The sequence below is a fragment of the Aquitalea aquatilis genome (assembly GCF_005155025.1).
Taxonomy (GTDB): Bacteria; Pseudomonadota; Gammaproteobacteria; order Burkholderiales; family Chromobacteriaceae; genus Aquitalea; species Aquitalea aquatilis.
The window spans coordinates 3,494,990-3,521,211 of the sequence record NZ_CP039731.1; the positions used below are offsets into that span (position 1 = coordinate 3,494,990).

The window sequence follows — 26,222 nt, forward strand, 5'->3', positions numbered from 1 at the left end:
GGGAGCGCTTGATCGTGCGGATCGGGGAGTTGGCAGAGCAGACGGGGATGACGCGTGATGCCATCCGTTTCTATGAACGGATCGGCCTTATCAAGTCCGAGCGCGGTCCGGAAGGCCGCCACGGCTACCGCCGGTACGATGTTTCAGCGGTTCGACGGCTGGGCTTGATCAAGAAAGCCAAGGCTTTGGGGTTTTCACTTGGAGAAATTCAAGAACTACTGGAGGCATGGGCCAATCACAGCTTCCGTCCGGAACAGAAGCGCGCAGTCATTGCCGACAAGATTGCGGTAATCGAGCAAAAAATCTTCGAACTACAGGAGCTTTCCAGTGAGCTCAAACTGGCTTTGGCCGGCATCCGTGACGAGTGTCAATAAATAGGCGGACCGCCTGAAGTCGGCAAGCAGCAGTCCGCCCCAACTCATTGTTGAAAGAAGTGAAGGGAAGCCAGCGCCTCCCCTCACTTCGACTTGATGGCGATTTGCGACGATGGGTATCAGCCCAGGCTTTTAGACAATTCGGCAATGTGCTCCGGCGTGATACCGCAGCAGCCACCGACAATGCCAGCGCCCTTGCCTACCCAGCGTTCGGCCCAAGCCAGATAGTTCTGCGGCGTCAGGTCGGCACGGATTTCATCCAGCGTGGCATTGGCCTTGGCGTCTTTCGGGGTGGGAGGGAAGGCATTGGCGTACACGCCCAGTTGCAGCTGACCACCTTGCTGCTGCAGCACGGCATTGGCCGCATCCAGCGCGGCTTCCATCACTTCCGGCTGGCTGCAGTTGAACAGCACGGCCGCCGCGCCCAGGCGGATGGCTTCGACCACAGCTTCGCTAACCGTTTCACCAGAACGCAGGCGTGCCACGCCATCGCTGTCTTCATCCTGCAAGGTAAACGACAGCCACAAGGGCTTGTCCTGCTCGCCCAGCGCCTGGCGCACCGCACGCACCTCGGCCAGCGAGCTTTGCGTCTCGGCCAGCCACACATCCACATACGGCGTCAGGCCGGCTATCAGCACCCGGTGAATGGCCAGCGAATCCGCCTCGTTAAACAGGTCGGGCCGGTAAGAGCCCAGCGCCGGCGGCAGCGAGCCGGCCACGGTCACCGGCTGGGCTGCCTTGTCGGCACTGCGGCGGGCCAGTTCGCCGGCCAGCGCAGCCAGTCGCTCGCCATGCTGCTCGAAACGCGGCTGGCCAATGTGAAAGGGCACCACAGCGTAGCTGTTGGTGGTAATCACCCGGGCACCGGCACTGACAAAGGCATCGTGCGCCTGCTCGACAAAATGCGGGCCTTCCAGCAGCGCCAGCGCCGACCATTCCGGCTGCTGAAACGGTGCACCAATGCGTTTGAGTTCGCGGCCCATGCCGCCATCGAGAATAAGGGTTTGGCTCATGATGTTATCCATGCATTCGACATCCACGCCGGAAAATTCCGGCATGATGAAAAAATGTTATATTCTTATAAAGAAACAAGTTGGTATTTATTATAATAGTTTGATATATAGATTAACACCCAAACAGCATTCAAACCAAAAAAATGTTCAAACGACAAACCAAGATCACCAAAACCCTCGCCGCCCTGGCCCTGCTGGCAGCCAGCCAAAGCCATGCCGGTGCCACGCTGGACCACGTACAGAAAAGCGGCGTGCTGCGCGGCGTGCTGCTGGAAAGCTACCCTCCCTACTCCTTCCTCAACAGCAAGAACCAGCTGGATGGCTTTGATGTGGATGTGGCCAAGGCAGTGGCGAAAAAGCTGGGCGTCAAGCTGAAGCTGGATACGCCGTCCTGGGAAGTGATTGCCGCCGGCAAATGGGGTGCGCGCTGGGATATCTGCATCTGCTCGATGACGCCCAACAAGGAAAGAGCGCAGGTACTGGACTTCCCGGCGTTCTACTACAACTCGCCAGCGGTGCTGATTGCCAACATCGCCGACAAGAAAACCAGCAGCATCAAGGATCTGGAAGGCAAGAAAATTGCCGTGCAGCAAGGCTCATCCTACGAGAGCTATCTGCAAAAGAAACTGGTGATTGAAGCGCCCAATGCGGTGCAGCCCACCTACGGTTTCAACAAGGTCATCATCGCGCCCTACGACAACGAAGAGCTGGCCTACCAGGACCTGGCACTGGGTGCCGGCAAGCGCGTGGATGCGGTGATTTCCAATCTGGTGACCGCGCGTGAACGCATCAGCAAGACCGGCAAATTCCGCATCGTGGGCAGCCCGCTGTATCAGGAACCCAACTGGGTAGCCGTGGACAAGGGCGATGCGCAGTGGAATGCCCGTGTCAAACAGGTCATTACCGAGCTGAAGAAAGACGGTACGCTCAGCGCCATTTCCAAGAAGTGGATTGGCGCCGATATCACCAACTAAGAATCTGCCCCGAGGCGGCATGCACGCGCCCGGGGCTTTCTGTTTTTGTCTGTCCGTATCATGAAACTGGAAAACCGATTCAGGCTGCAGGTCGGCCTGGTCATGTTGTTTCTGTTGGGTGGCTTTGTCTGGTTTGTGCAGGCCTTTGGGCTGGACTACCAGTTTGCCCTGAGCAAGCTGCCCTTGCTGGCCGGGCTGGAGTTAAGCCCGGAAGGCTTTATCCAGGGCATTCCGCTCACCCTGCTGTTATGCCTGCTCTCCACCGTGCTGGCGGTGGCCATCGGCATGCTGTCTGCACTGGGGCGGCTGTCCAGCAACCCGCTGCTGTACGGCCTGGCCACCTTTTACAACTCCTTTTTCAAGGGCACGCCGCTCTTGGTGCAGATTCTGCTGATCTACCTGGGTCTGCCGCAGCTGGGCGTGGTGCCCACCGCCATTCCATCCGGCGTGGCCGCCCTGGCACTCTGCTATGGTGCCTATCTGAGCGAAGTATTCCGCTCAGCCATCCTGTCGATTCACCGTGGCCAGTGGGATGCCGGCAAGGCTCTGGGACTGAAGCCACACGCCATCATGCGCCACATCATTTTGCCGCAGGCGATGAAAGTGGCCGTGCCGCCGACCTTCTCCATGTTCATTTCCATGCTGAAGGACTCCTCGCTGGTATCGGTGATGGGGCTGTGGGAGCTGATGTTCCTGGCGCAAAGCTATGGCCGCTCGGCTTACCGCTACATGGAAATGCTGCTGACCGCCGCCATTCTGTACTGGCTGCTATCCATCGTGCTGGAGCTGTGCCAGCACCGGCTGGAGCAGAAGCTTTCAGTTTCCGCACGACGCTGAGCCATGACCACCGGGATAAGTCGGCATGGTGAGCTGGCGCAGCCTGCTCCTGAAGCAAGGAAGCCGGCGGTGCAACAACATTTTGCGGCAAAGCTGGCGGCCGCGAAGCGGCCGAAGTAGAACCCGCCCTGCACACATAGACCAGCAGCCGGGGCAGGCTTAGGTACGATGCAAATCAGTGCAGCTGTGCATCCCCGCCCAGCGCCTGATACAGCGTCACCTGATTGACCAGCCGGTTGTAACGGTTTTCCAGTAGCGACACTTCGGCCTGGCGGCGGGTTTCCTGCGCATCCAGCCAGTCTTTCAGCGGTGCAGCACCGGCCTGGTAACGCAGCCGGTATAGCTGCTCGGACTGGCCGGCCAGTTGCGCCGACACCGCCAGCCGCTGTCCTTGCTGCTGATACTGGCTGCGTGCAGACAGCGCGTTTTCCACGTCGGCAAGTGCCGCGTACAGGGTCTGGCGGAAATTCACCACGGCCAGCTGGTAATCAGCCGCGCTGATCTGCGCGTTCAGCCGCATTTGCCGCCACTGCAGAAACGGCAGGGTCAGCCCTGCTCCCAGCGTGGCCAGCGGATTGCTGATCACCTGTGCCAGCCGGCTACTGCTGCTCCCCAGACTGCCGGTCAGGGAAAAATCGGGGTAGTAGGCTGCGCGGGTGGCGTCGCCATTGGCCAGCGTTTCACGCAGGCGCAGTTCGGCGGCGCGCAGATCGGGCCGACGGGCCAGCAGCTGCACCGGCAAACCGGCCGGCACATCGGGCAGATCCTGCTGTGGCAGGCTGGCCAGCGAACTCAGCACACCAAGCGGAGGGCCGTCCAGCAAGATGGCCAGCGCATTGCGGGTTTCTGCCAGTTGCTGTTGGTAGTCGTGCAGAGCCGCCTGCTGGCTGGCCAGGCTTTGCCGTACGGTCAACACATCCAGCTGTGCCGCCGCGCCGGCCTGTTGCTTGGCCAGCACCAGCCGCAGGGCTTGCTGCTGGTAAGCGACACTGGCCTCGCCCAGCTGCAGGCGCTGCTGCAACCAGCCCTGCTTCCAGTACAGCTTGATGGTGCTGCCGATCAGGCTGAGCCGGCTGGCTGCGCGATCCTGCTCGGTCGCACGCGCTTCCCAGACCTTGGCATCGCTCAGGTGGGACAGCCGGCCCCACAAGTCGGCCTCGTAGCTGACCGACAGGCTGGCCGCATGCGTCTGGCTGTTGACCGTGGCACCACCCAGCCGCTGGCTGGCAGAGCTGGACAGGCTGAAGGCTGGCGTGGGGGCCAGGTCGGTGGCGGCCAGGTCGGCCTTCAGCATGGCCTGCTGCACCTTGATGGCCGCCGCCGCCAGATCATTGTTGCGCACCAGCACCTGTGCAATCAGCTGGTTCAGTTCGGCATCACCAAACTGCTGCCACCAGTTATCGCCACTGATCTGGCTATTGTCCGCAGCAGCAGCGCCCTGCCACTGGCCGGGCAGCGTGACGGCCGGCACCTGATAGGGCGTTGCGGTCAGACTGGCACAGCCGGCCAGCAGCAAGCCGGCCAGCACGATGGGGTAAAGCACTTTCATTGCATTCTCATTCTCGTGACAAGGCCACGACAGGGTCCAGCCGCGCCGCATTGCGTGCTGGCAGATAACCGAACAACACCCCCACCAGCGTGGAGCAGGCAAAGGCCGCCACAATCGAGCTGCTGGAGTACACCATGGTGAAGCTGGCCAGCTTGGCCACCACCACGCCCAGCACCAGCGACAGGCCCACACCCAGGGCGCCACCCAGCAGGCAGACCAGCACGGCCTCGATCAGAAACTGCTGCATGATGTCGCGCTGGCGTGCGCCCACCGCTATGCAGACGCCGATTTCGCGGGTCCGCTCGCTCACCGACACCAGCATGATGTTCATCACGCCGATACCGCCCACCACCAGCGAAATCACCGCAATCATCGACACCAGCAAGGTCATGGTGGCCGTGGTGGTGGCAATGGTCTGGCGAATGCTGTCGGTATTCATCACAAAAAAGTCCTGCGTACCGTGGCGGCGCTTCATCAGCGCCACCAGGCTTTGCTCGGCGGCGTCAGTGGCGACATTGTCGCTGACCCGTACCGTGACCGCCTTCAGATAGTCCTGGCCCAGCATGCGGTACATCACCGTGCTGTAGGGCAGCCACAGATTGAGGTTGTCATCGGTGCCGAAGGCGCTTTTCTGGGTTTGGGTAACGCCCACCACCCGGCACGGCAGCTTGCCCAGCAGGATGACCTTGCCGATGGGGTCGTCGCCGTCGGCAAACAGCGCCTTGCGGCTGTTTTCGTCTATCACTACCTGCTGCGCCTGCTGGCTGACGGCCGTGGCATCAAAGGCCCGCCCCTGCGCCATGGACACGCCGCGCACGCGGAAATACTGCTCGCCCACGCCCTTGACCTGGGCGCTGACCGCGATATTGCGGTAGCGCAGGGTGACGCTGTCACTAACTTCCGGCGTCACGCTATCGACAAAGCCCTGCTCGGCCAGCACCGTCGCATCGCGCGGGGTAAGGGTGTGGATGGCATCGGCCTTGCGGTCGCCAAAATGCTTGCCGGGATAGATATTGATGGTATTGGTGCCCAGCGAGCTGATGTCGCTGAGAATGCGCTGACTGGAACCGGTGCCCAGTGCCACCACCGACACCACCGAGGCAATGCCGATGATGATGCCCAGCATGGTCAGCGCCGAGCGCAGCCGGTGCGCCATCAGCGCCCGCCATGCCATGCCGAAGGCCTCGGCAAAATGCTCGCGCAGCAGCCGCCAGCCGCCCTGCTCCTCGGTAAGCGCTGCGCTGGCCAGCGTGGCATTGGCCGGGGCCTCGCCGCGACGCTGGTCGGCCACCAGCCGGCCATCGCCGATTTCAATGATGCGGTCAGCGTGTTCCGCCACCTTGCTGTCGTGGGTGACCAGAATGATGGTGTGGCCCTCGGCATGCAGTTCGCGCAGGATGGCCATCACCTGCTGGCCGCTGGCACTGTCCAGTGCGCCGGTGGGTTCATCGGCCAGAATCACCTTGCCGCCGTTCATCAGCGCCCGCGCAATACTCACCCGCTGCTGCTGGCCGCCGGACAGCTGGCCCGGTTTGTGGCCGGCACGGTCGCTCAGGCCCAGTCGCGCCAGCAGGCTTGCTGCGCGGCTGCGGCGTTCCGGCGCGGGGCTGCCGGCATAGACGGCGGGCAGCTCGACGTTTTGCAGGGCATTGAGTTCGCCCAGCAAATGGTAGCGCTGGAAGATGAAGCCGAAGTGCTCGCGCCGCAGCTGCGCCAGCTGGTCGGGGTTCATGTCGGCCACCGGCTGCCCGGCCACTCGATAGCGGCCACGCGAAGGGGCATCCAGACAGCCCAGAATATTCATCAGGGTGGATTTGCCGGAGCCGGACGCGCCGATGATGGCGACCATTTCCCCGGCCATGATTTGCAAATGGATGTCATCCAGCACCGTGACCGTGTCTTCACCCGAGGCAAAGTCACGACACACGCCAGACAGTTCCAGCAAGGGAATGCTCATGCTTTACATCCCCATCGGCGGCGGGCCGTTGCGGCTGCTGCTGGCCGTGGCCGTCGCACTGGCTTCGCCCACCACCACCTGCTCGCCCTCACGCAGGCCGCTCAGTACCTGGGCGTGGACATTGTTGTTCAGACCGATGCCGACCTGCCGAGTCTGCACGCTGCCATCAGCCTGCAGCACGCGCACCGCATAGCGACCATGCTTGTCGGCCGCACCCAGCGCATTGGCGGGGATGGCCAGTGCCGCCTTGACCTGGCTGAGCACCACGGTGACCTGCGCCGTCATGTTGATGCGCAGCTTGTGCTGCGGATTGGGCACATCAAACAGGCCGTAGTAATAGATGGCGGTAGACGATGAAGAACTGCTGGAACTGCTGCTGGTCGAGGTGGAAGTGGTGCTGCTGTCGCTGGCATCGCTATACGACTGCGGTGCCGGATCGACCGAACGCAAACTGGCCTGATAACGCTGGTCCGGCTCACCCAGGATGGTGAAGTACACCGGCATGCCCGGCTTGACCCGTACCACATCACCTTCGGAGATTTCCGACTTCACCGTCACCGTATCCAGCTGCGCCAGCTTGACGATGGTGGGGGTGGACTGGCTGGCATTCACCGTCTGCCCCTCTTCCACCGACAAGGCCACCACCACGCCATCGATGGGCGCAACAATACGGGTGTAGCCCAGATTGAGCTGGGCCGTTTTCAGGCTGATACGCGCCTGTTGCAGCTGTGCCTGCAGCTGCTGGGCATCGGCATCGGCACCATCCATGGCCGCCTTGGCACTGTCGTAACTTTCGCGCGAGGTAGCCTGCTGCCCCAGCATCTGCTGCTGGCGGGCAAAGTCCTGCCTTGCTTTCAGCAGTGCCGCCAGCTTGGATTTGAGCTGCGACTGATAGCTGCTGACCGAAGCCTGGGCGTCTTCCAGCGAATTTTCCTGGGTGCGCGGGTCGATTTCGGCCAGCAGATCGCCCTTGTGCACGCTCTGGCCCAGCTTGACCTTGAGCGATTTGATCTGGCCGGACACCTGGGCACCCACGCTGACTTCACGCAGCGCCTTGATGGTGCCGGTGGCCAGCACGCTGTCTTCAAGATCAAGATGGGTGACGGTGGCGCTCAGGTAGTGATTGACTGGCTGGCGCGGATAAAACAGGTAGACAGCCAGGATGAGCAGCAGCACGGCGGCAGCAATCAGGCTGCGGGTCTGCAATGAACTGAGGCGGGGCATGTAGATTGGCAATGAACAATGGTTGCTTCGATGCGGCAGTATCACGGCACGGCCTGCCGGCTGCGGTTAACCGCAGGTAAAAAAATGTCAGGAAATGTAAGCATGCGCTGAAGAAGTATGAGGTACAGCCCGGGGGCGACTTTGGCAAAACCGGCCCGACAGAGTAAAGTATGCCGCTTCCATGCCGCCCCTGCCCGCAGGCCGGCGGCCAGCCCCGTTCACCCTTTTCATTCACAGGCTTCACCATGCTGCAGGCCGTCCGCCCTCGTCCGCTGTTGTTCGCCCTGCTCGGGCTCTTGGCCAGCTTGTGCTGCAGCCTGTCCGGCGCGGTTGCCTCCAACAGTCACAACTGGCTGGCCGCCCATCGCGACTGGCGGGTGGGCGTGGTATTGCAAGCGCCTTATGCCCAGATCAATCCGCGCAACCATCTGCTGGAAGGTGCTGATGTCGAAGTAATGCTGCTGCTGGCCAACAAAATGGGCGTACAGCTGAGCTGGCGTACCTTTGCCAGCCAGCAGGCACTGGACCGTGCCGTAGAAGACGGTACGGTGGATGTTGCACCCGGCATGCTGCAAACACCGGCCAGCCTGCATCACTGGCTGTTTTCCCAGCCCTATTTGCGGGTACCGCACAAGATTGTCGGTTTCCCTGATGGCAGTGGTAATGCGGTGGATCTGGACCGGCTGTCGCTCAACGAACGACTGGCAGTGAACGGCAATAGCGATGCCCTGCGCTTTGTCCGGCGCAACTACCCGGAACTGCCGCGCGTGGAAGTGGCCAACGACCGCAGCGCACTGCAAACCGTGCAGCAGCAATACGCCGAATACGCCATCGTCGACGAAGCCCAGCTGACCACCCTGCTCAAGGAAGCGGAATTCTCCCGCCTGGCCGTGGTGGGCGATCTGGGCTACACCCATCTGCTGCGTATCGGAGTCCGGCGTGACTGGCCAGAGCTGCCCGCCGTACTGGACCGCCAGCTGCAGGACATCCCCGGCAGCCGCATGGAGCAGCTGTACGCGCGCTGGATGCTGCCCAGCTATCCACGGCTGATCGACTCGCTCACCTTCTGGCACCGGCTAAGCCTGGCGCTGCTGCTAAGCAGCCTGTTGCTGGCCGTGGTGTGGAACCACCAGCGCCGGCAACGGCGCTGGGCAGAAAAACGCCTGCTGGCCGCCCGCATGGAGCTGGAAGCGCGCGATCTGGCCGAGGAATCGCTACGGCTGACCCAGTTCTCCATCGACAACAGCACGGTGGGCATACTGTGGGTCAACTGGGACAGCCGCATCCAGTACGCCAACCGGGCGGCAGAAACCATGCTGGGCTACCCGGCAGCACAGCTGTTGCGCTTGTCGCTGCCGGAACTGCAGCCCTCGCTGGACCACGCCCGCTGGCTTGAAATGTGGAACCAGCTGCGCAGCCGCAAGGCCGTCAGCAGCTTTGAAACCCACTGCCTCAAGGCCGATGGCCAGGCGCTGCCGGTGGGCGTCACCCTCAGTTTTCTCAAATTCGGCCGCACCGAATACCTGGTGGTGTACCTCAACGACATTACCGAACGGCAAAAAGCCCGCGCCGCCCTGGAAGAAAGCGAAGCCCGCTTCAAGGGCATGGCCAGCAATGTGCCGGGCATGGTGTTCCGGCTGGAGCGCCCGGCGGCGCAAATGCCGGTGCGGCTGGCCTTTGTCAGCGATGCCAGCCAGAGCATGCTGGGCTACAGCCCGCTGGACATGATCAGCCTGCCTGCGGGCTGGCTGGATGTGGTGGCGGCAGACGACCGCAGCAGCTACCAGCAAGCCTGGCAACAAGCCGACCAGCACAACCACGATCTGGCCTGGCAGGGCCGCATGCTGCATCAGGACGGGCAATTGCGCTGGGTGGACATCAAGGCCACGGTGCGCTGCTTTGACGATGGCCATGTGGTATGGGACGGCATCGTCTGGGACATCTCCGAGAACAAGCACAATGAATTGCAGCTGGCCGAATCGCGTGGCCTGCTGCGCAGCCTGTCCGCCCATCTGGAATCGGTACGCGAAGAAGAAAAAGCCCGCATCGCCCGCGAAGTCCACGATGAACTGGGGCAAATCCTGACCGTGCTGCGGCTGGAAACCTCGATGTGCGAACTGAGCTTCGGCCACAGCGACAGCAAGCTGGCCGAACGGCTGCAGGCGATGAAAAAGCTGATTGAGCAAACCTTCCAGATCGTGCGCGACGTCGCCACGGCGCTGCGCCCGCCAGTGCTGGATGCCGGTATTGGTTCCGCCATCGAGTGGCAGGCCCGCCGCTTTGAAAAACGCAGCGGCATCCCCTGCCTGATTTCCGTACCGGACAGCCCCATCCCGCTGAGCGATGCCCGCGCCATCGGCGTGTTCCGCATCCTGCAGGAAGCCCTCACCAATGTGCTACGCCATGCCGAAGCCAGCACCGTCAGCGTCGGCCTCACCTGCAACCAGGGCATGATCACCCTGAGCATTGCCGACGACGGCAAGGGCTTCGACCCGCAAGCCCACCGTCAGCTGCGCTCTTTTGGCCTGGTGGGCATCCGCGAACGCGTGCTGCTGCTGGGCGGCGTACTCGACATCGACAGCCAGCCGGACCAGGGCTGCACTCTCACCATCCGGCTGCCGGCCGAAGCAGGAAAGGAAACCGCGTGATCCGCGTCATCATTGCCGAAGACCACAAAATCGTCCGCGAAGGCATCAAGCAGCTGGTCTCGCTGGCCGAAGACATCAGCGTGGTGGGCGAAGCCACCAATGGCACCCACCTGCTGGAACAACTGCGCCAGATCCCCTGCGATGTGCTGCTGCTGGACATTTCCATGCCCGGCACCAACGGGCTGGAATCCATCCCGCGCATCCGCGCGCTGGACAATCCGCCGGCCATCCTGATGCTGTCGATGCACGACGAAGTACAAATCGCCGCCCGCGCCCTCAAGGCCGGTGCCGCCGGTTACAGCACCAAGGACAGCGATCCGGCACTGCTGCTGACCGCCATCCGCAAGGTGGCGGGCGGCGGCCGCTACATCGACCCGCAACTGGCCGACCGCATGGTGTTCGAAGTGGGGCTGACCGACTCCCGCCCCGCCCATGCCCAGCTGTCCGAGCGCGAATACCAGGTATTCGAACGGCTGGTGCACGGCACCAATGTCAACGAAATCGCCCAGCAGCTGAACATCAGCTCCAAGACGGTGAGCACCCACAAGGTGCGGCTGATGCAGAAGCTACAGGCGCACTCGGTGGCCGACATGGTGCGCTACGCCATCGACCATAAGCTGATCTGAGCGCAAGCCGCCGGCAAAATCCACCCGCCGCCGCGCTGCTTGCGCTACCCTATGCGCCGTTTATCGTCGTTACCGCTTCAGACATCACTCATGCGCATTCAGGATTTTCACCAAGCCCTCACCGCCCTCGGCGCCCGCCCCTGCCACATCGGCCGTATCAACCGCGCCTGGCTGCAAGGCCTGGCGCTGGACCATGGCACCCGCCACCAGCAAAGTGCGGACTACTTTCCGCTCAGCGTGCGTCAGGGCCTGCCGGCGCTCAGCCAGCAGCTGGAAGCACTGGCGCGCATCCACACCCAACATGAGGCGGCGGATGCGTCGCAACGCCTGCTGGTGGAACTGGCCGACGGCCAGCTGGTGGAAAGCGTGCTGCTGCCGCGCGACGGGCTGTGCGTTTCCAGCCAGCTGGGCTGTGCCGTGGGCTGCACCTTCTGCATGACTGGCAAATCCGGCCTGCTGCGCCAGCTGGGCAGCGCAGAAATCGTGGCGCAGGTGGTGCTGGCGCGGCGTATCCGCCCGGTGAAAAAAGTGGTGTTCATGGGCATGGGCGAGCCGGCACACAATCTGGACAATGTGCTGGAGGCGATAGACTTTCTCGGCAGCGAAGGCAATATCGCCCACAAAAATCTGGTGTTTTCCACCGTGGGCGACCCGCGCGTGTTCGAGCGCCTGCCGCAGCAGCGGGTGAAGCCGGCACTGGCCCTGTCCTTGCACACCACGAATGCCGACCTGCGCGCACAGCTGCTGCCGCGGGCACCGCGCATCAGCCCGGCCGAGCTGGTGGCACAGGGCGAACGCTATGCCCGTCAGGTGGGTTATCCCATTCAGTACCAGTGGACGCTATTGGCCGGGGTCAACGACAGCCAGCAGGAGATGGATGCCGCCATCGCCCTGCTCAAGGGCAGGTACGGCGTGCTGAACCTGATTCCCTACAACAGCATGGAAGGCGACCACTACCAGCGTCCGGCCACCGCCCACATCGATGCGATGAAACGCTATCTGCACCAGCACGGCGTGCTGACCAAGATCCGCGACTCAGCCGGCCAGGATGTAGACGGTGGCTGCGGCCAGTTGCGCGCCCGCGCCGCCGACATCATCGACAGCAGCCGCCTGCAGCGCCGCCAGCGCCACGGCTGAAACCATGCCGGCACCAACCCGGCAGCAACATTCCGTTGACATGGCATTTGTCCGCTTTGCTATCATGGTTACTTTCGGCTATGCCGGCCAACCAAGACAGCAAGGAATCCCTGCGTGCGGCTTCGCTTTGAACAATGGCGTGACTTCCTCGACATGGATGCGGACAGTATCAGCACCCTGCGCGAGTTTGGCGGACTGATCCGCCCCCACATGGAGCAACTGATGGATGGGGTGTATGCCTACATCCATGCCAATGCGGCGGCCAGCGCCACCTTCAGTGACCCTGCTGCCCTGCAGCGCGCCCGGGCCCACCAGCAGCATCACTGGCAAGAACACGTCTTTACCGGCAATTTCAACCAGGACTACCTGGAAGCCACGCTGGCCATCGGCCGTACCCACCAGCAACTGGGCGTGGACCTGCGTTTTTACTCTGGCGCCTATGTGGTAATACTCAATCAGGTGGTGGTGCTACTAGGCCAACTGGTGCCGGATGAAGCCTGCCGCACCCGCTATCTCACCGCCATCAACCGGGCGATATTCCTCGACATGGGGCTGGCCACCTACGCCTACTACGACACCCTGCTCAACGCACTGGAAGACATGGCACAGGAAGTCACCCTCAGCCTGGCGCGCGCCGGGGAGTACCGTGACAACGAAACCGGCAAGCACATTACCCGCATGAGCAAGATGTGCGAACAGATGGCACTGGCAATGGGCAAGGATGCCACCTGGGCGCATGCGCTGCGCATGGCCAGTCCGCTGCACGACGTGGGCAAGATCGGCGTGCCGGACCGCATCCTGCTCAAGCCCGGCCGCCTGGACGACAGCGAAAGCCAGATCATGCGCGAGCACCCGCGCATCGGCGGCACCATCATTCCCGAGCATCCGGCCCTGGTCATCCGCATGGCGCGGCGCATTGCCCTGACCCACCATGAAAAATGGGATGGCAGCGGCTACCCAGCCGGGCTGTGCGGCGAGGAAATCCCGCTGGAAGGCCGCATTGCCGCCATTTGCGATGTCTACGACGCCCTGGTTTCCACCCGCCCCTACAAGCCGGCCTGGACCCAGCAGGCAGCGCTCGACTATCTGCAACAGCAAAGCGGCCTGCATTTCGATCCGCAACTGGTGACCACCTTCTTGCGCATCGTGCCGGAAGTCGAAGCCATCCAGTCCCGCTACGCCGAAGAAACTTGCTGAACCAGAACCCTGCCAAACCAGGCCCCCGCGCATCACCAGCCTGTCATCAAGTCATGGCACACTGGCCGATTGCAGGTAGACAATGGCAAGCGGAGGCAAGATGCGCAGCAAGGTGATTCTGGTGGTAGTGGATGGACTGGGCTGGCAGGCCGGCCATGACGGCATGGGCTATCTGCAAGGCCTGTGCGAGGCGGGCCTCGCCAGCCTGCATCAGCTGCGCTGCGAACTGCCCTCGCTATCGCGCCCCCTGTACGAATGCATTCTCACCGGCGTCACCCCCATCGCCAGCGGCGTGGTACATAACGATGTGGTGCGGCTATCCACCGAACAGAGCATTTTCAGCCTGGCCCACGCTGCCGGACTGCGCACCGCAGCAGCGGCCTATCACTGGATCAGCGAGCTCTACAACCGCGCACCTTATGATGCCGTGCGCGACCGCCTGACCGATGATGAAAGCCTGCCCATCCAGCATGGCCTGTTCTACCATCTGGACCATTACCCGGACGACCATCTGTATATCGATGGCGAACTGCTGCGCCGCCGCCACGACCCGGACTTCCTGCTGATTCACCCCATGGGCGTGGACGATGCCGGCCACCGCTTTGGTGGCGACAGCACGGAATACCGCAATGCCGCCCGTTACCACGACAAGCTGTTGTCGCAATATCTGCCGCAGTGGCTGGCCGAGGACTACCAGGTACTGGTTACCAGCGACCACGGCATGAATGCCGACCACAGCCACGGCGGCATATTGCCGGAAGAGCGACTGGTGCCGCTGTATCTGCTGGGCAGCCGTTTCAACCATGCCAGCACCGCACGGGTGCGCCAGGTGGAGCTATGCGGACTGATGGCCAGCCTGCTGGGTATCCCGCACAGCAAGCCGGACAACCAGGCCGTGCTGCGCCAGCCCGACTGAGAACAGCTTCTACGGCAGCACACTAGCTACTTGCCCAATTCCGGCAAAATGCTGATACTGCAATGGCAATTTGCCGAAAGTGGAGCTAGCCATGGAAACCAGCCTGTTTACCCCGCGTAGCAAGACACCCCCGCTCCCCCTGCGGCGCAAGGGTGGCTTGCAACTGGACGGCCTAGCCAGACTGCTGGGCCAGCCGCTGCACAGCGAGCTGGAACTGGCCAACTCGGTGGCCGACGGACTATCCACCACGCTGATCACCAATCTGAGCAAGGCCGGCCTCAGCCGCAGCGAGCTGAGCTTTGTCATCCCCGAGCGCACCCTCAGCCACCGCATCCGCAAGGGTGAGCAGCTCAGCCGCGACGAATCCGAGCGCGGCATCCGGCTGGCCAACCTGCTGCTGCTGGCCGAACAGGTGCTGGGCCAGCAGGACATCGCCACCGCCTGGCTGCGCCAGCCGCTGCAGCGCTTCGACGGCGCATCGCCGCTGGACACCGCCCGCACCGAACAGGGCGCACGACTGGTGGAAGCCCTGCTGCTGCAGATCGACGAAGGCTATGTCGCATGATCGCCTGGCGCATCAGCAATTACGCCGACCTGCACGGCCTTGGCGGCTTGCTGGTGGGCGGCCGCTGGCATAGCGCCGGCCAGCCGGTGGTCTACCTGGCCGACCACGCCGCCAGCGCCATGCTGGAAATGCTGGTACACAGCGAACTGCCCAGCCTGCCGCCCGGTTTTCAGCTGCTGAAAGTGGCCATTCCCGACCATTGCGTGATGCAGCTGGACGAAGCCGTGCTGGAAGCAGACTGGCGACAGCAAGCCGAACTGAGCCAGGCCATGGGCGACGACTGGCTGGCCAGCGCCCCTTCTGCGGTATTGAGCGTCCCCAGCGCGCTGGTGGTGGATGGCTACAACTACCTGCTCAACCCGCGCCATCCAGACGCCGCTTTCTGCAAGATCATCGACATCATCACCGCCCCGCTCGACCCCAGATTACGCAGCCGCCACTCGCCATCTCCCACGCCCGCCAGCCATACTTAGTACCGGTTGTTGCAAGCCTACCCGCCGTGCTAGCCAGCAACCGGGCGCGCCGCACGGCACGCTAAGCAGCTGAAATAACAAGCCATTTTCCTATCAAATAATCCCGGTTATTAAATAGATAACACTGATAGCTGCCATAAAAATTTCAAAATTCATCCGCAGCGACCTGCTCCCTAGACTGAAGGCCCTTTCACCTTCAGGACCAGCACCATGGCCAATCACCGCCCTCTTTACGCTCTGGGAGTCATCACACTCAGCCTGGCATTGCTCACGCCGGCCCACGCCGCCACCCTCACCCGCGACAACGGCGCTGCGGTCGGCGACAATCAGAATTCGCAAACCGCCGGCCCCAACGGCCCGGTGCTGCTGCAAGACGTACAACTGATCCAGAAGCTGCAGCGCTTCGACCGTGAACGTATCCCGGAGCGGGTTGTTCACGCGCGTGGTGCAGGCGCGCATGGTGTGTTCGAAGCCAGCGCCGACATTTCGGCATTGTCCCGCGCCAAGGTCTTCGCCAAGGGCAACAAGACCGCGGTATTCGTGCGTTTTTCCACGGTGATTCACGGCCAGCACTCGCCGGAAACCCTGCGCGACCCGCGTGGCTTTGCCACCAAGTTCTATACCAGCGAAGGCAACTGGGACCTGGTCGGCAACAATCTGCCGGTGTTCTTCATCCGCGATGCCATCAAGTTCCCCGATATGGTGCACTCGCTCAAACCGTCGCCGGATACCAATCTGCAAGACCCCAACCGCTTCTTCGACTTCTTTGCCCACCAGCCGGAAGCCACCCATATGCTCACCCGGCTGTACTCCGACTACGGCATCCCCAAGGGCTATCAGTATATGGACGGCAATAGCGTCCATGCCTGGAAGCTGGTCAACGCCCAGGGTCGTTACGTGTACGTGAAATTCCACTGGGCCAGCCGCCAGGGCCAGCACAACCTGACCATGCAGCAGGCCGCCGCCTTGCAGGCCAAGGATTTCAACCACGCCAGTCGCGAGCTGATGCAGGCCATCAAGCACAAGCACTACCCGCAATGGGACCTGTACATCCAGGTGATGCAGCCGGAAGACATGGCCAAGCTCGACTACAACCCGCTGGACGCCACCAAGATCTGGACCGACGTGCCGGAACGCAAGATCGGCACCATGACCCTCAACCGCAACCCGGCCAATATCTTCCAGGAAACCGAGCAAAGCGCCTTTGCCCCTTCCAACCTGGTACCGGGCATCGAGCCTTCGGAAGACCGCCTGCTGCAAGGCCGTATCTTCTCCTATGCCGACACCCAGCTGCACCGCGTGGGGACCAACGGCCTGCAACTGCCGGTCAACCGTCCGCAAGCCGTCGTGGACAACAACAATCAGGATGGTGCGATGAATGGTGGCCAGCGCCAGGGCGCGGTCAATTACGAGCCTAGCCGCCAGGGTGGCCTGCAACAGGACGCCAGCGCCCGTTACAGCCAGCTGCCGCTGTCCGGCAGCACCCAGCAGGCCGGCATCGCCAAAACGCTGAACTTCCGCCAGGCTGGCGAGTTCTACCGCAGCCTGAACAAGCAGGAGCAGGCCAACCTGATTGCCAACCTCGCCGCCGACCTGGGACAGGTCAGCAACGTGGCCACCCGCAACACCATGCTGTCCTACTTCTACAAGGCGGACAGCGGCTATGGCCAGGCCATTAGCAAGGTGCTGAATGCCAATGTGGCTGACATTGCCAAACTGGCCGCCCAGCTGCACGAGTAAGACGCAAGCAGCGCCGTGGCTGTCGCCCTATGGCTGGCGGCCACGGCCTGACATAGCTATAGTCGCAGCATGATTTTCCTGCGCACCCCCCTGCTGGAACTGGCCGGCATCCAGGCCTCGGCTGCCGGCTTTCCCAAGCACACCCACGACGAGTACGTCATCAGCGTCAATCTGGGTGGGCTGGAAGAAGTATGGCTGGATGGCAAGCGCTTCGAGGTGCGGCCAGACATGCTCACGGTCTACCCGCCGGCTGCGGTGCAGGCCAGCCGCAGCCTGAGCGGCGAAGACTGGCAATGCCTGTCGCTCTATGTGGCACCGGCAGCCTTCCCCGCCTATTTCGACTGCCTGCCGCCCGATCTGCCCAGCCAGTTGCAGCGCCCCGAGCTGGCGGCAGCGCTGCGCCAACTGGCCACACAAGACGCCAGCCTGCGTGAAGAAGCCATCATCGCCCTGCTCGCCCGCCTGCCACGGCAACAACCATCCACTCCCGACAACCCCAGCAGCCGTGGCAGCCTGCTGGTGCGGCACGTACAGCAACAACTGCTGGATGATCTGTCACGGCCGCTGACCCTGGAGGCGCTGGCACAGCAAGCCGGCATCACCCCTGCCCATCTGGTGCGCCGCTTCCATCAGGCTTGCGGCCTGCCACCACTGGCCTGGCAGATGCAGCAGCGCATGGCCGAAGCCCGCCGCCAGCTGCGCGCCGGCCAGTCCATCGTCGAGGTGGCGCTGGCCACCGGCTTTGCCGACCAGGCCCACTTCAGCAAGGCATTCAGCCGTTTTTGCGGCATGACACCCGGCCGCTACCGCCAGATCAATTTTTGACAAGACGCGCTCGCAGCCAGGCCGGTATCATCCGCCATCATTGTCATTGCGGATGTGCTGTCATGCTGGCCATTGCCACCAAGGGTTTTCTGTTGTCGGTATCACTGTGTCTGGATATCGGCATCGTCAATGCCGCCCTGATCAATACCGGGCTGCGCCGAGGACTGCGCCCGGCGCTGATGATGGGCCTGGGCTCCTGCTTTGGCGACCTGTTCTATGCCCTGCTGTCCTTGCTGGGCATGTCGCTGCTGTTCGGCTTCACCCCGGTGCGCTGGGTGATGTGGCTGGGCGGCGGCAGCGTGCTGCTGTGGCTGACCTGGAAAATGGCCCGTTCCGCCTGGCACGAGTTTTACCACCCCACCACCAAGGACAGCAGCAACGGTGCGGATGATGAGCAGCGCCGCAGCACGGCGGCGGAGTTCTGGCGCGGCCTGCTGATGGCACTGGCCTCGCCCTCCTCGTTGCTGTGGTTTGCGGCAGTCGGCGGCAGCATCATTGCCCAGTCCACCGATGGCAGCTCGCTGGCAGCCAGCGTGTTTCTGGGCGGCTTTTTCCTCGGCGGCCTCGCCTGGTCGTCCTTTCTGGCCTGGCTGGCCAGCCATGGCCAGAAGCTGGTAGGCCACCGCCTGCTGCTGTATTGCAATGCCGCCTCGGCCGCCCTGTTTGCCTATCTGGCGCTGGGCGTCATCGTGCATGGCTATCAGACCTTGCTATAACAGAGCCATCTGCCACCACCCCGAGCCCCTGCCATGTTGCGACGATTACGCCTGCTACTGTTGCCCCTGCTGGGGCTGATCGCCACCACGGCCCTGGCCAATCCTCTCGGCCCGACGGTGGGCGTGGTGCTGATGCACGGCAAGGGTGGCAGCCCGGAAAAACATGTCGACAAGTTGGCCAAGGCCCTGCAGCAACAAGGCGTGCTGCTGGCCAATCTGGACATGCCGTGGTCCGGCCGGCGTGAATACGATGCCGATGTCGCCAGCGCGGTGAAGCAGGTGCAAGAGGCGCTGGAATCACTGCGCAACCAGGGTGCGCGCAAGCTGGTGGTGGCTGGCCATAGCCAGGGCGGGCTGTTTGCGCTGTATCTGGCAGGCCGGCTACCCCTGGATGGCGTGATGGCCATTGCCCCCGGTGGCAATGTGGCGGCTGGCACACCGCGCGAGCGGCTGACAGATACCGTGGCCAGCGCCCGCAGCCTGCTGGCCGCAGGCCATGGCGGGGAAAAAACCCGGCTGGCGGATTTTGAAGGCAGCAAGGGGCTCTACCCGATCACCACCACACCGCGCATCTATCTGGACTGGTTCGACCCGGACGGGGCCATGAACCAGAGCAAAGCCGTGCAACAGCTGCCAGCCAGCCTGCCGGTACTGTATATCTCGCCGGAGGACGACTACCCGGCCCTGCAGCGCGTGCGCCAAAGCATGTTCGACGCCCTGCCGGCCAATCCGGCCAGCCAGTTGCTGATACCGCCGGGCAGCCATCTGCAAGCGCCCACCGCCGCCATACCCGGCATCCTCACCTGGCTGGGCCGTATGGCCGGCACGGACTGAGCCTCAGCCTCCCGTTACCGACAGCGCCGACAGCCCGATGCCGCCGGCGCGCGCCACCTTGATCTGCACCGCAATGCGCTCCTTCATGCCTTCCACATGGCTGATGACGCCTATCATCTTGCCGCTGGCATTCAGGCTGTCCAGCGCATCCAGCGCAATTTCCAGCGTTTCGGCATCCAGCGTGCCAAAGCCCTCGTCCAGGAACAGCGAGTCGATGGAAGTCTTGTGGCTGACCAGATCAGACAGCGCCAAAGCCAGCGCCAGACTGACCAGAAAACTCTCCCCGCCCGACAAGGTGCGGGTGTCGCGGCAGACATCCGCCTGCCAGCTATCGACGATTTCCAGTTCCAGCTCGCCTTCCGCCTTGCGCCGTAGCTGGTAGCGCCCATGCAGGCGCGCCAGCTGGCGATTGGCCAGATACACCAGATGATCCAGCGTCAGCCCCTGGGCAAAGCGGCGGAACTTGTCGCCCTTGGCCGAGCCGATCAGCCCATCCAGCCGTTGCCATAGCTCGCTGTCCGCCTGCTGGCGGGTAATCTGCGCCAACAATGCCTGTAAGCCATTGCGGCGCTGGGCATCGCTGTCCAGCAAGGCCTGCAGCGCACCGCTCTGGGCACTCAGTTGCTGACGCTCACCATCCAGCGTGGCCTGCTGTGCCTGCAGCTCATCCAGACTCAGTGGGCTGACTGCCGCAGCTTCCAGCTCGATTTGGCGGGCACTGGCAGCCTGCAGCAAGGCCTCGGCCTGCTGCAGCGACTTGTCCAATGCCTGCTGCATGGCTTGCAGGGCGGCGCGCTGGCTCTCCGGCAGGCAGGCGGCGGCAAAGGCGGCCTCATCGGCAAAGGGGCTGTGCTGCAAGGCCTGCTGCCATTGCTGCGCGGCCTCATCCAGCTGCAACTGCTGCTGGCGGATATCCTCCGCGACTTGCTGTTGCTGCCCTTGCAACTGCGCCAGCGCGGCGGCCAGCACTACCCGTTGCTGCTGGCAGGCTTCCAGCTGCGCCACCGTTTCGGCCAGCTCTGCGGCTGGCGCAGTCACTGCCGGCAGCGGCTCAGGCAAGGCCAGTTGCTGCCAGTATTGCTGCCATTCATGGCACTGGGCATCAGCCTGCGCGGCCTGCACCTCCAGCCGTGCCAGCTGTTGCTCCAGCCTCTGCATCGCTTGCTGTTGCTGTTGCCAGTCTTGCCATTGCTGCTCGCAATCGGCCAGCCAGCGCACGGGATCAGCCGGCATGGCATGGCCCGCCTGGGCCAGCGACTGCTGCAGCACCTGCCACTGCGCCTGGGCTTCTGCCGCAAGCCGTGTTACCTGCTCATCGGCCTGCGCCCATCGCTGTTGCATGCTGGTGGCAGCCTGTTGCAGCAAGGCCAGCTCGGCCTGGGCGGCCTGCCACTGCTGTTGCGCTTGCTGGCTGGCCTGCAAAGCCTGCTGCCAGCTACGGGCGGCGGCTTCGGCCAGCAGCAATTGCTGCTGGAGCTGCTCTTGCTGCTGCAAGGCAGCCTGGGCAGCCTGCGCCAGTACGTCCGGCTGCTGCCATGCCTCCGGTGCCACGGCCAGCGCATCGGCCAGCGGCTGCCACTGTTGCCACTGCTGTTGCTGATTAGCCTGCTGTGCTTGCCATTGCTGTTGCAGGCTGTCCAGCTGCTGTTGCAGGACGGCCAGTTCGGCACTGGCTTGCTGGCCTTGTGCCTGCACCGCGTCCAGCGCCTGCTGCTTGTCCAGCACAGCCTGCCGTGCCGCCGTGGCATCCAGCGCCTGATAGTGCTGCACCAGCGGATGCGTGGCAGAGCCGCACAGCGGACAGGGCTGGCCCGGCTGCAACAGCGCGCGCTGGGCTTCCAGATCCTGTATGCGTAGCTCCAGCTCCAGCAGGCGCTGCTTGTCGGCCAGCTGTTCCTGCAGTTCACGATACTGGCTGCGCAGCGTGGCCAGCGCCGCCGTGCGTTGCGGCAGCAGCGACTGTTGCCGTGTCAGCGTCTGCTGCAAGTGCTGTTCGGCCTGCCAGCCTTGCTGCAACTGCCCGGCCAGCAAGATGGCTTGCTGCCACTGCTGGCTGGTTTGCTGGGCGGCCTGCCATTGCTGGCGCAGGCTGGTGACATCCAGCTGCTGGCTGGCGGCAGCGGCCGTCTGCTCGGCCTGTTGCGCCTGCTGCAAAGCGGCTTCGGCTTGCTGGCAGACAAGGGCTTGCGCCTGCAAGCGCTGCTGCCCGTCTGCCAGTGCGGTGGCCAGTTGGCTGCGTTGTTGCTCAGCCTGCGCGCTGTCCTGCTGGCCACGGGCATGCTGGGCAAACTGGCTGCGCCAGAGCGGCAAATATTCTCCCAGCCGCGCCAGTTGTGGTTGGGCCTGCTGCTGAGCTTGCCACTGCTGCCATTGCTGCCCTGCCTGCGCCTGCTGCGTGGCCAGCGCCGTGGCCTGCTGACGGGCCAGACCCAGGCCTTGCCAGTTGAGCTGCTGCCATTGCTGCCAGTTGTGCTGGTAGCGCGCATTCACCGCCTGCAAGGCGGCTTCACCAGCAGCCAGCCGCTGCTGCTGGCTTAGCCAGTGCTGATACAGCGGCACGATGCGCTGCGCCGGCTCGCTGGCGGCCAGTTGCTGCAATTGCGGCGCGGCCTGCGTGATGGCGGCTTGCGCCTGTTCCAGTTGCAGGCTGGCAGCTTGCTGTTGCTGCTGTGCCTGCGCCAGTTGCTGCCGCCATTGCAGGGCCTGGCCAAGCTGTTGCTGTTGCCCGGCCAGCGTGTGCTGTTGCTGCTGCAGGGCAGTCAGTTGCTGCTGCATGGTGCTGCGTTGTAGCTCGTCCAGCAGCTCCACCCCGCCGGCCTGCGCCTGCAAGTGCTGCAAAGCCTGGCGGCTGTCACGCGCCCGTTCGAACACGCGCTGGGAAATCTGGCCGTACAGCTCGGTGCCGGTCAGCTCTTCCAGTAATTCGGCCCGTTCATTGGGGCTGGCATTGAGAAACGCCGCAAAGCCGCCCTGCGCCAGCAGCATGGACTTGGTAAAACGGGCGAAATCCAGCCCGGTGATGGCGGCAATGCGCTTGAGCTTGTCCGTGCTGTGGGTCGTAAGGATTTGGCCGTCGCCGTCCGCCAGCTCCACCCGCGCCGGCTGCAAGGCGCCATCGGCCTTGTCACGTGCCCGCCGCTGGCTCCAGAAGGCACGATAGGCCTTACCCTTGACCTCAAACTCCACCTCGGCCAGGCAGTCGGCGGTGTGGCGGGTCATGATGTCGTTGCTGCTGACCGAAATGGTCTTCAGCCGTGGCGTTTCGTGGTAGAGCGCCAGGCAGATGGCATCCAGCAGTGTGGATTTGCCGGCACCGGTGGGGCCGGTAATGGCAAACAGGCCGTTGTCGCGAAACGGCGGCTGGCTGAAGTCGATCTTCCACTCGCCCTTGAGCGAATTCAGGTTTTTCAGGCGCAGGGTGAGGATTCTCATGCCTGCTCCTCCTGCAAGGCAGTCAACACCTGCTGATAACGCTGGCGCAGCTCGCCGGCCAGCGCCTCATCCAGTGTTTCCTGCTGCAAGCGCCGCTCGAATACCTCGGCCGGCGTCAGTTCGTCCAGCGTACTGCGCTGCGCACTCAAGCCCGCCACGGCCTGGCTGCGGGCGCGGCGCAGGCGCAGCAGCTCGGCCGGCTGCCCTTCCAGCATGTTCTGGATGCGGGCTTGCAGATCGGACAGATAATCATCGCCTTCCACCACCACTTCCAGCCACAGCGTCTGCCCGGCTGGCGTGGCGGCCAGGACGGCTGCAATGGACTGCTGCAAATCGGCCAGTGTGCCGCGCAGGCTGCACAGGGGCTGGAAGCAGGGTACGGTCAGCGGACTAATGCTGGCGATGGCTGCATCCTGCAGCTCCAGCAGCAACATCTGCTTGCCTTGCCCCAGCTCATCAAAACTCAGCGCCAGCGGTGAGCCGCTGTAGCGGATATGTGACTGGCCACCCACCTGCTGTGGCCGGTGGATATGTCCCAGCGCGATGTAGTCGAAAGGTGGAAAGGCATTGGTGGGGAAAGCATCCAGCGCGCCAACATAGATGTCGCGCACCGATTCACTACTGCTGGCCCCCACGGTGGTGAGATGGCCGCTGGCCAGAATGGGTAGCGGCAAACCGAGGCGGCTGCGCTCTTGCAAGGCCAGCTGATACAGGGCCTGATAATGCGCGGCAATGGCCTGTTGCAGGCCCTGCTGTTTTTCCTCGGCACTCTGCCCGGCCTGGCTTTGCATCACGTCGCGGGCGCGGATAAAGGGCACCGCACACAGCAAGGCCGCTGGCTGGCCCTGTCTATTGCGCAACGTCAGCAACTGCAGTGACAGATCCTCCGCCACCGCTGGCACCACGGTGCAGCCCAGATAAGCCAGCAGCGGCCGGCTCTCTTCCAGCGTTGCCACCGAGTCGTGATTGCCCCCCAGCAAAACCAGCTGGCAGCGTGCCTCGTGCAGCCGCACCACCAGCTGGTTGTACAGTTCGCGCGCATAGCTGGGCGGCGCACCGGTGTCGAAAATATCTCCGGCCAGCAGCACCGCATCGATAGCCTGCTGCGTCACCTGCAATAGCAGCCAGTCGATCAGGGCCTGATGTTCCGCCTGGCGGCTGCGGCCCATGAAGTGCTGGCCCAGATGCCAGTCCGAAGTGTGAAGAATGCGCATGCCATCACTCATCAAGAGAAGTAGCGCGCATTCTAGCAAGCCCGGCGCCAGCCTGCCCGCCCGGACCATTCACCAGCAGCACCAGCGATGGCGCAGCACCGTTGCCAGCAAGACTATTGGCGGGCCGGGAAGCTGCACGATAGTGATTAGAATGGGCAAGATGAAACCACTGCGAAATTACTTGCTGGCGAGCTTGCTCGCCGCCCTGCTTGCATGCCCTGCGACACAGGCGGCAACCCGGCCTGTCATCAGCCAGAGCGAAGTTGCCTTTGCGCCGGACCCGGCTGCGCTGCAACTGGTATTGAAAGCGATACAGAGCGCCCGCCGCTCGATTCATGTGGCCGCTTACGTCTTTACCAGCAAACCGGTGGCGCAAGCCTTGCTGGCAGCACAGCACGCCGGCATCGAAGTCGCCGTGGTAGCCGACCGCAAGGAAAACAGCGGTCGCTACAGCGCCACCCGCTTTCTGGCCGACCAGCAGCTTCCAGTACGGCTGAACGCCCGCTACGCCATCTTCCATCATAAATTCATGATCATTGACGCCATGCATGTACAGACCGGCAGCTTCAACTACAGCGCGGCGGCAGCCGGCAAGAATGCGGAAAACGTACTGGTCGTGTGGAATGCGCCGGAACTGGCAGCGCGCTACGAGCAGCAGTGGCAAAGGCTATGGCAGGAAGCAGACACACTGGCGGATGCTACCCGGAGTGATTAGCGCCGCCAGAATCATGCAAAGTGGATTGTGCGCCGTGCACGCTCAGCCGCGGGTGCTTGCAGTGGCAGCAAGAATCGCTGCCGCCGGGCACACCTGGCAGTACTCGCCATGCAAATTGGCCAGGCTCATCGCATGCACCTCACCAGCAGTGCGCCACTCGCCCGACCAGTCGGTGCGGCCAAAAGTGAAGCAGGCATCCTCTACCAGATAAACGGCGTATGCCAGATTGCCAGCCATGCGCACAGTCGCTTCGACCGAATTGCTGGTGGCCACGCCCAGCACCACCAGGGTTGAGCAGCCCATGGCCGCAAGCTGTGCTTGCAGATCGGTACCGATAAAAGCCGAATTGGTCTGCTTGGCCAACACCCACTCACCCGGCAAGGGAGCGACTTCCGGCTTGAAGGCATGGCCGGGCTGGCCGGGACGGTAAGTCGATGCCGGTTCCAGTGAATCGTGCCGGACATGGCATACCGGGCGCTGCTGGCTGCGCCAGCGCGACAGCAACTGTGCAGCCACGGCTTCGGCCTGCGGATTATTGCGCTCGCCCCAACTGGGGTCGTCCACTGCTTGCTGCATGTCTATCAGCAGCAATACGGCGTTGGCGGGAAGTGTCGGCAAGGTGGTGGCAGGCATGGCTATTTGGCAAGCAAAGTGATGCAGCAGCATAGCAGAGCACACGCTACCTGTATTTTCGTCGCGATGAAATGCAAACAACCCACCGGACCTGAGTCGGGTGGGTTGTTGTCTGCCTGACTAGCTGTCAGCCGCTTTTACAAGCTGCTGCGACTAGACATGACAATCAGCAATTACAGCGGCTGAATGTTGGTAGCAGCCGGGCCTTTTTGACCCATTGCCTTGGTGTAGCTAACTTTCTGGCCATCATGCAGCGACTTGAAGCCGTCTACTTTGATTTCGGAGAAGTGAGCGAACAGGTCATCACCGCCGGCGTCCGGAGTGATGAAACCAAAGCCTTTAGCGTCATTGAAGAATTTAACGGTGCCGGTTTCCATAATACATCCCTAACAAAATAAAATTTAAACTGGGCAAAAGCCCGGAGACAAGAAATTCAAGCAATCGACATTTGAACAATTAGGCAACTCTTTTGGAGGGACGCACACTGTAACGAAATAGGCACAAAACTTGAAATCTTGCAGGACCGTTATACGCACCTTGTTCCATGCGGTCAAACATTATCTGCCAAATCGGCAAAATAATTTCCGTTCAAACCATGGCGCATTCATATATATGACGGAAAT

Annotated in this window: 23 protein-coding genes; 15 read left to right on the forward strand and 8 right to left on the reverse strand. The window is 62.8% G+C overall.

The window, feature by feature from the left end:
• Positions 1–14 precede the first annotated feature (14 nt).
• Positions 15–374 (forward strand): MerR family transcriptional regulator, encoded by a 360-nt coding sequence (locus tag FAZ30_RS16325; RefSeq protein ID WP_255424594.1) that lies wholly within the window; start codon positions 15–17, stop codon positions 372–374.
• Positions 375–493: 119 nt separating this feature from the next.
• Here the strand turns inward: FAZ30_RS16325 and FAZ30_RS16330 are convergent, their stop codons facing one another.
• Complete coding sequence (locus tag FAZ30_RS16330; RefSeq protein WP_124645010.1) at positions 494–1,387, reverse strand: homocysteine S-methyltransferase family protein; 894 nt, start codon at positions 1,385–1,387, stop codon at positions 494–496.
• Positions 1,388–1,530: 143 nt separating this feature from the next.
• Between FAZ30_RS16330 and FAZ30_RS16335 the strand changes: the two genes are divergently transcribed.
• Both FAZ30_RS16335 and FAZ30_RS16340 read left to right on the forward strand, forming a co-directional pair.
• The gene (locus tag FAZ30_RS16335; RefSeq protein WP_124645009.1) at positions 1,531–2,361 is read left to right on the forward strand and encodes a transporter substrate-binding domain-containing protein; all 831 of its coding nucleotides are present in this window, start codon (positions 1,531–1,533) and stop codon (positions 2,359–2,361) included.
• Positions 2,362–2,463: 102 nt separating this feature from the next.
• On the forward strand, positions 2,464–3,198 hold the full coding sequence (locus tag FAZ30_RS16340; RefSeq protein WP_199731077.1) for an amino acid ABC transporter permease: 735 nt from the start codon (positions 2,464–2,466) through the stop codon (positions 3,196–3,198).
• Between the two features lie 175 nt (positions 3,199–3,373).
• Here FAZ30_RS16340 and FAZ30_RS16345 read toward each other — a convergent pair whose 3' ends face one another.
• Genes FAZ30_RS16345 through FAZ30_RS16355 form a run of 3 tightly spaced genes read right to left on the reverse strand, consistent with a single transcriptional unit; the run spans position 3,374 to position 7,928 of the window.
• Positions 3,374–4,747, reverse strand: coding sequence for an efflux transporter outer membrane subunit (locus FAZ30_RS16345; protein ID WP_124645007.1), 1,374 nt, complete (start codon positions 4,745–4,747; stop codon positions 3,374–3,376).
• Positions 4,748–4,754: 7 nt separating this feature from the next.
• Positions 4,755–6,698, reverse strand: a complete 1,944-nt coding sequence (locus FAZ30_RS16350; RefSeq protein WP_205676676.1) for a MacB family efflux pump subunit — start codon at positions 6,696–6,698, stop codon at positions 4,755–4,757.
• A 9-nt stretch (positions 6,699–6,707) separates the two neighbouring features.
• Positions 6,708–7,928, reverse strand: coding sequence for an efflux RND transporter periplasmic adaptor subunit (locus FAZ30_RS16355; protein WP_137009879.1), 1,221 nt, complete (start codon positions 7,926–7,928; stop codon positions 6,708–6,710).
• A gap of 245 nt (positions 7,929–8,173) precedes the next feature.
• Between FAZ30_RS16355 and FAZ30_RS16360 the strand changes: the two genes are divergently transcribed.
• The 11 genes from FAZ30_RS16360 to FAZ30_RS16410 all read left to right on the forward strand — a co-directional run bounded on the left by FAZ30_RS16360 (position 8,174) and on the right by FAZ30_RS16410 (position 19,605).
• Positions 8,174–10,576 (forward strand): PAS domain-containing sensor histidine kinase, encoded by a 2,403-nt coding sequence (locus tag FAZ30_RS16360; RefSeq protein WP_137009880.1) that lies wholly within the window; start codon positions 8,174–8,176, stop codon positions 10,574–10,576.
• Positions 10,573–11,202: a response regulator gene (locus tag FAZ30_RS16365; protein ID WP_103523826.1), complete on the forward strand. Its 630-nt coding sequence runs from the start codon at positions 10,573–10,575 to the stop codon at positions 11,200–11,202. The genes FAZ30_RS16360 and FAZ30_RS16365 overlap by 4 nt, the downstream gene beginning before the upstream one ends.
• 90 nt (positions 11,203–11,292) lie before the next feature.
• Positions 11,293–12,339: an RNA methyltransferase gene (locus FAZ30_RS16370; protein ID WP_124645003.1), complete on the forward strand. Its 1,047-nt coding sequence runs from the start codon at positions 11,293–11,295 to the stop codon at positions 12,337–12,339.
• Between the two features lie 114 nt (positions 12,340–12,453).
• A complete protein-coding gene (locus FAZ30_RS16375) occupies positions 12,454–13,536 on the forward strand; it encodes an HD domain-containing phosphohydrolase (protein ID WP_199731076.1) in 1,083 nt (360 codons plus the stop codon).
• A gap of 82 nt (positions 13,537–13,618) precedes the next feature.
• Positions 13,619–14,452, forward strand: coding sequence for an alkaline phosphatase family protein (locus FAZ30_RS16380; RefSeq protein ID WP_205676607.1), 834 nt, complete (start codon positions 13,619–13,621; stop codon positions 14,450–14,452).
• A 91-nt stretch (positions 14,453–14,543) separates the two neighbouring features.
• Positions 14,544–15,017: an antitoxin Xre/MbcA/ParS toxin-binding domain-containing protein gene (locus FAZ30_RS16385; protein WP_137009882.1), complete on the forward strand. Its 474-nt coding sequence runs from the start codon at positions 14,544–14,546 to the stop codon at positions 15,015–15,017.
• Positions 15,014–15,490, forward strand: a complete 477-nt coding sequence (locus FAZ30_RS16390) for an RES family NAD+ phosphorylase (RefSeq protein ID WP_137009883.1) — start codon at positions 15,014–15,016, stop codon at positions 15,488–15,490. The genes FAZ30_RS16385 and FAZ30_RS16390 overlap by 4 nt, the downstream gene beginning before the upstream one ends.
• Positions 15,491–15,700: 210 nt before the next feature.
• Entirely contained in the window at positions 15,701–17,230 is a 1,530-nt protein-coding gene (locus FAZ30_RS16395; protein WP_137009884.1) for a catalase, read from the forward strand.
• 69 nt (positions 17,231–17,299) lie between these two features.
• On the forward strand, positions 17,300–18,055 hold the full coding sequence (locus FAZ30_RS16400) for an AraC family transcriptional regulator (RefSeq protein ID WP_137009885.1): 756 nt from the start codon (positions 17,300–17,302) through the stop codon (positions 18,053–18,055).
• Between the two features lie 62 nt (positions 18,056–18,117).
• Positions 18,118–18,771 (forward strand): LysE family translocator, encoded by a 654-nt coding sequence (locus tag FAZ30_RS16405; protein WP_124644997.1) that lies wholly within the window; start codon positions 18,118–18,120, stop codon positions 18,769–18,771.
• Between the two features lie 33 nt (positions 18,772–18,804).
• Entirely contained in the window at positions 18,805–19,605 is an 801-nt protein-coding gene (locus tag FAZ30_RS16410; protein WP_137009886.1) for an alpha/beta hydrolase, read from the forward strand.
• A gap of 3 nt (positions 19,606–19,608) precedes the next feature.
• On the opposite strand, the gene FAZ30_RS16415 is transcribed toward FAZ30_RS16410, so the two are convergent.
• Both FAZ30_RS16415 and sbcD read right to left on the reverse strand, forming a co-directional pair.
• Positions 19,609–23,037 (reverse strand): AAA family ATPase, encoded by a 3,429-nt coding sequence (locus FAZ30_RS16415; protein ID WP_137009887.1) that lies wholly within the window; start codon positions 23,035–23,037, stop codon positions 19,609–19,611.
• The gene (gene sbcD, locus FAZ30_RS16420; RefSeq protein WP_137009888.1) at positions 23,034–24,251 is read right to left on the reverse strand and encodes an exonuclease subunit SbcD; all 1,218 of its coding nucleotides are present in this window, start codon (positions 24,249–24,251) and stop codon (positions 23,034–23,036) included. Before sbcD ends, FAZ30_RS16415 begins: the two co-directional genes overlap by 4 nt.
• 160 nt (positions 24,252–24,411) lie before the next feature.
• Between sbcD and FAZ30_RS16425 the strand changes: the two genes are divergently transcribed.
• Complete coding sequence (locus FAZ30_RS16425; protein WP_124644993.1) at positions 24,412–24,966, forward strand: phospholipase D family nuclease; 555 nt, start codon at positions 24,412–24,414, stop codon at positions 24,964–24,966.
• A gap of 42 nt (positions 24,967–25,008) precedes the next feature.
• Here FAZ30_RS16425 and FAZ30_RS16430 read toward each other — a convergent pair whose 3' ends face one another.
• Positions 25,009–25,599, reverse strand: coding sequence for a cysteine hydrolase family protein (locus tag FAZ30_RS16430; protein WP_124644992.1), 591 nt, complete (start codon positions 25,597–25,599; stop codon positions 25,009–25,011).
• Between the two features lie 173 nt (positions 25,600–25,772).
• Positions 25,773–25,976, reverse strand: a complete 204-nt coding sequence (locus FAZ30_RS16435) for a cold-shock protein (RefSeq protein WP_059287215.1) — start codon at positions 25,974–25,976, stop codon at positions 25,773–25,775.
• Between the last annotated feature and the right edge of the window lie 246 nt (positions 25,977–26,222).